The sequence below is a fragment of the Streptomyces thermospinosisporus genome, assembly GCF_039526425.1.
GTDB classification, from domain to species: Bacteria; Actinomycetota; Actinomycetes; order Streptomycetales; family Streptomycetaceae; genus Streptomyces; species Streptomyces thermocarboxydovorans.
Genome location: NZ_BAAAIZ010000096.1, coordinates 1 through 4,400 on the forward strand (window position 1 = coordinate 1; position 4,400 = coordinate 4,400).

A 4,400-nucleotide genomic window follows, 5' to 3' on the forward strand; every position below is an offset into this window, starting at 1 on the left:
GCGGTGCCAGGCCACGCCCATGTCCTGCTTCAGCGCGACCGTGATCATCCAGATGAAGGAGGTCGCGATCTTCAGGCCGGCGAAGAAGTAGACCAGGTTCTGCAGCGTGGGGACGTCCAGGTCCTGCAGGGCGGCGGCGACCGGGTACGAGATGAAGAAGGAGGCCTCGTAGCCGTCGACGTGGTGCAGGGCGCCCTCGAGGGCGTGCAGCATGAAGATGCAGACGCCGACGATCAGGATGACGCCCTCGACGAAGTACGCCTGGCCGAAGCTGGAGCCGGCGAAGCGGGACTTGCGGCCCGGCTTGCGCGGGTGGCTCAGCTGCCGGATGACGATCAGGGTGAGGATGCCGAGCACGGTCATGGTGCCGATGAACTCGACGAAGACGTTGTACGGGGCCCAGTCGCCGAGGACCGGCAGGATCCAGTCGGCCTGGAAGAGCTGACCGATCGCGTTGACGATCGTCAGCAGCAGGGTGAAGAAGCCCACCGCCACGAACCAGTGCGCGACGCCGACGATGCCCCAGCGGTTCATCCGGGTGTGGCCGAGGAACTCACGTGCCACGGTGAGGGTGCGCTGCGCGGGCTGGTCGGTGCGGGTTCCGGCCGGAATCGGCTGGCCCATCCGCATGTGGTTGACGATCTGCAGGACGGCGCGGCCGAACAGTGCCACGCCGACCACGATCAGGACCAGCGACACGATGATCGCGGCGAGTTGCATGGGGGGCTCCTCGGGCCTGCGAGGGTTGCGAAGGGGCGGTATTACTAAGCGGTAACTTATGCAGTCCGTTCGAGATTACCCCGATCCTCGGCCGCACTGTAGCCGGGTGCGGGGTGATCTGAGTCGCTGAGGGTCGCCTGACACGGCGCCCGGCGGCACGGCTCCGCGACCCCCGGCGGCACAGCCGGCGGTGTGCCTCTGAGAGGGGCTATTGCGCCGGACGGGGGACGGGCGGCAGCGCCGAACGGGGTGTCCGTGATGGCACCTCGCTTCCGATCGTGTTATTCACGCCAAATCTGTACATACGCCCCTAACTTATATCCGTGCTCTACGGGATCGTCGTCGCCATCACCGCCCTGCTGCTCTCCGCCCTGCTCGCGGCGGCGCTGCGCGGCCCCGCCCTGCGCCTCGGCGCCGTGGACCGGCGGCGGCAGCGGGCGGTTCCGCTGTCCGGGGGAATCGGCATCCTGCTGGTCACCGCCCTGGTCGCCGGCGTCGGCGACTGGACGGAGGTCGCACCGCTCGGCAGCGGGGCCGGACGGATGCTGGTGGCCGGGGTCTGGGTCGGCGCGCTCGGACTGCTCGTGGACCACTGCCGGCTGCGCTGGTGGGTGCCGCTCGCCGGTACGGCGCCGGCCGCGCTGGTCGTCGTTCCCTACGCGGAGACCGGGCCCTGGGCCGGGCTGCTGGCCGCGGCGTGGATCGCCTGCGTCACCGTGGCCTTCCGGGGGCTCGACCACGCCGACGGGCTGGCCGGGGGCGTGGCGGTGGTGACCGCGTTCGGGGTGGCGGCGTGCGCGGCCGTGGAGCTGATGGACGGGGTCGCGGTGCTGCTGAGCGTGCTGGCCGCGGCGCTCACCGGCTTCCTCATGCACAACTGGCATCCGGCGCGGGTCGCGCTGGGTGCGGGCGGGGCGCTGTTCGCCGGGTTCCTGCTCGCCTCGGCGGCGGTGTTCGTGCGCGCCGGGCACGGGCTGGGCGCGAGTGCCTGGGTGCTGTTCGCGCTGACCGCGGTGGTGTGCGCGGACGCCGTCCTGGTGGTGCTGTCGCGCTGCCTGGCCCGCAGGCCCCTGCCGCGCGGCCGCCCGGACCATCTCGCCCACCGTCTGCGGCGCCTCGGGCTCGCCCCGCGCGCCGCTACCGTACTGCTGGGCGCCGGCGCGCTCGCCGGTGTCACGGTCGCGGTGCTCACCCACGCGGGCCATGCCTCCCAGGGAGGCGTGCGCTGGGTGGCGGCGGTTACCGTGGTGGTGGTCCTCGCACTGGTGCGGGTTCCGGTGTCCACGTCGGCGCCGGAATCGGCCCGGACGACGGTGAGGGCGACGCTACGGACGCACGCCGGGACGGCGACGTCACGGGCAACGGCAACGGCAACGGCGACGGCAACGGCGACGGTGAGAACGCCGGCCGGGGCGGCCGGGAGGGCTGTGAAGGGGTCCTATGGCCGTACCGCGGCCGGACCCGCAGCCCGACCCGCAGCCGGATCCGGGCCTGCAGCCGGATCCGGAGCCGTGGAGGGAGCCGGTCCCCGCGACCGGTCCCAGGCGGGGCGGCCCGGGCGGCCCGGGCAGCCGGGGCGACCCCCGGTCACCGCCACCGCTCCCCGTCCCCGCTCGGTCGGGCCGGTCGCCGACCCGCCCCGCGGGCGCCTGCGCCGGGCACCCGGCGTGCCGCGCAGCCGGTCGTCCGAGGAGCCGCCCGCACGGGCCCGGCGCCTTGCGCGTCAACTTCATTTTCGGAGCCCATAGCCGATCTCCGGCCGCATCCTCCCAGGTCAGAGGCTCGTTGCGTGTAATGAACAGATAAGAGTTGAGTCGGAGCGACTCAGGTCTGTTGACCCGGCCTCCCGGTCTCATGCATGCTTGAGTCCGTTCCACTCAAGTCAGCTGGAGGAATCGAAATGGCACGTGCGGTCGGCATCGACCTGGGCACGACTAACTCCGTCGTCAGCGTTCTGGAGGGCGGCGAGCCCACCGTCATCACCAACGCCGAGGGCGCCAGGACCACGCCTTCCGTCGTCGCCTTCGCCAAGAACGGTGAGGTGCTGGTCGGTGAGGTGGCCAAGCGCCAGGCCGTGACCAACGTCGACAGGACCATCCGGTCGGTCAAGCGCCACATGGGCACCGACTGGAAGATCAACCTGGACGGCAAGGACTTCAACCCGCAGCAGATCAGCGCCTTCGTGCTGCAGAAGCTGAAGCGGGACGCCGAGGCGTACCTGGGCGAGAAGGTGACCGACGCGGTCATCACCGTCCCGGCGTACTTCAACGACGCCGAGCGCCAGGCGACCAAGGAGGCCGGTGAGATCGCCGGCCTGAACGTGCTGCGCATCGTCAACGAGCCGACGGCCGCCGCACTGGCCTACGGCCTCGACAAGGACGACCAGACCATCCTCGTCTTCGACCTCGGTGGCGGTACCTTCGACGTCTCCCTGCTGGAGATCGGCGACGGTGTCGTCGAGGTGAAGGCCACCAACGGTGACAACCACCTCGGTGGTGACGACTGGGACCAGCGCATCGTCGACTACCTGGTCAAGCAGTTCCAGTCGGGTCACGGTGTGGACCTGTCCAAGGACAAGATGGCGCTGCAGCGTCTGCGCGAGGCCGCCGAGAAGGCGAAGATCGAGCTGTCCTCGTCCACCGAGACCTCGATCAACCTCCCCTACATCACCGCCTCGGCCGAGGGCCCGCTGCACCTCGACGAGAAGCTCACCCGTGCCCAGTTCCAGCAGCTGACCGCGGACCTGCTCGAGCGCTGCAAGACCCCGTTCAACAACGTGATCAAGGACGCCGGCATCTCCGTCAGCGAGATCGACCACGTCGTCCTGGTCGGTGGCTCGACCCGTATGCCCGCCGTCGCCGACCTGGTCAAGGAGCTGACCGGCGGCAAGGAGGCCAACAAGGGCGTCAACCCGGACGAGGTCGTCTCCATCGGCGCCGCGCTCCAGGCCGGTGTCCTCAAGGGCGAGGTCAAGGACGTCCTGCTCCTTGACGTCACCCCGCTGTCCCTCGGTATCGAGACCAAGGGCGGCATCATGACCAAGCTGATCGAGCGCAACACCACGATCCCGACCAAGCGCTCCGAGATCTTCACGACGGCCGAGGACAACCAGCCGTCGGTGCAGATCCAGGTCTACCAGGGCGAGCGCGAGATCGCGGCGTACAACAAGAAGCTCGGCATGTTCGAGCTGACCGGCCTGCCGCCGGCGCCGCGCGGCGTCCCGCAGATCGAGGTCTCCTTCGACATCGACGCCAACGGCATCATGCACGTCACGGCGAAGGACCTCGGCACCGGCAAGGAGCAGAAGATGACCGTCACCGGCGGCTCCTCGCTCCCGAAGGAAGAGGTCGACCGCATGCGCGAGGAGGCCGAGCGCTACGCGGAGGAGGACCACAAGCGCCGCGAGGCCGCCGAGACCCGCAACCAGGGCGAGCAGCTGGTCTACCAGACCGAGAAGTTCCTGGCCGACAACCAGGACAAGGTCCCCGGCGAGATCAAGACCGAGGTCGAGGCGGCCGTCGCCGAGCTGAAGGAGAAGCTCAAGGGCGACGACACCGCCGAGATCCGCACCGCCACCGAGAAGGTCGCGGCCGTCTCCCAGAAGCTGGGCCAGGCCATGTACGCCGACGCCCAGGCCGCGCAGGCGGCGGGCGGCGCCTCGGCCGGTGCCGGTGAGACCA

At 70.1% G+C, this 4,400-nt stretch carries 2 protein-coding genes and 1 pseudogene; 2 read left to right on the top strand and 1 reads right to left on the bottom strand.

The genetic code is table 11. From position 1 onward, the window contains the following. Positions 1–720: pseudogene (locus ABD207_RS26505) on the bottom strand (Fe-S oxidoreductase); the annotation flags it as partial. A 323-nt stretch (positions 721–1,043) separates the two neighbouring features. Here ABD207_RS26505 and ABD207_RS26510 point away from each other — a divergent pair. Continuing rightward, entirely contained in the window at positions 1,044–2,468 is a 1,425-nt protein-coding gene (locus ABD207_RS26510) for an MraY family glycosyltransferase (protein WP_344015690.1), read from the top strand. Between the two features lie 152 nt (positions 2,469–2,620). Then, a partial coding sequence (gene dnaK / locus ABD207_RS26515) for a molecular chaperone DnaK (RefSeq protein WP_344015691.1) occupies positions 2,621–4,400 on the top strand: 1,780 nt, incomplete at its 3' end.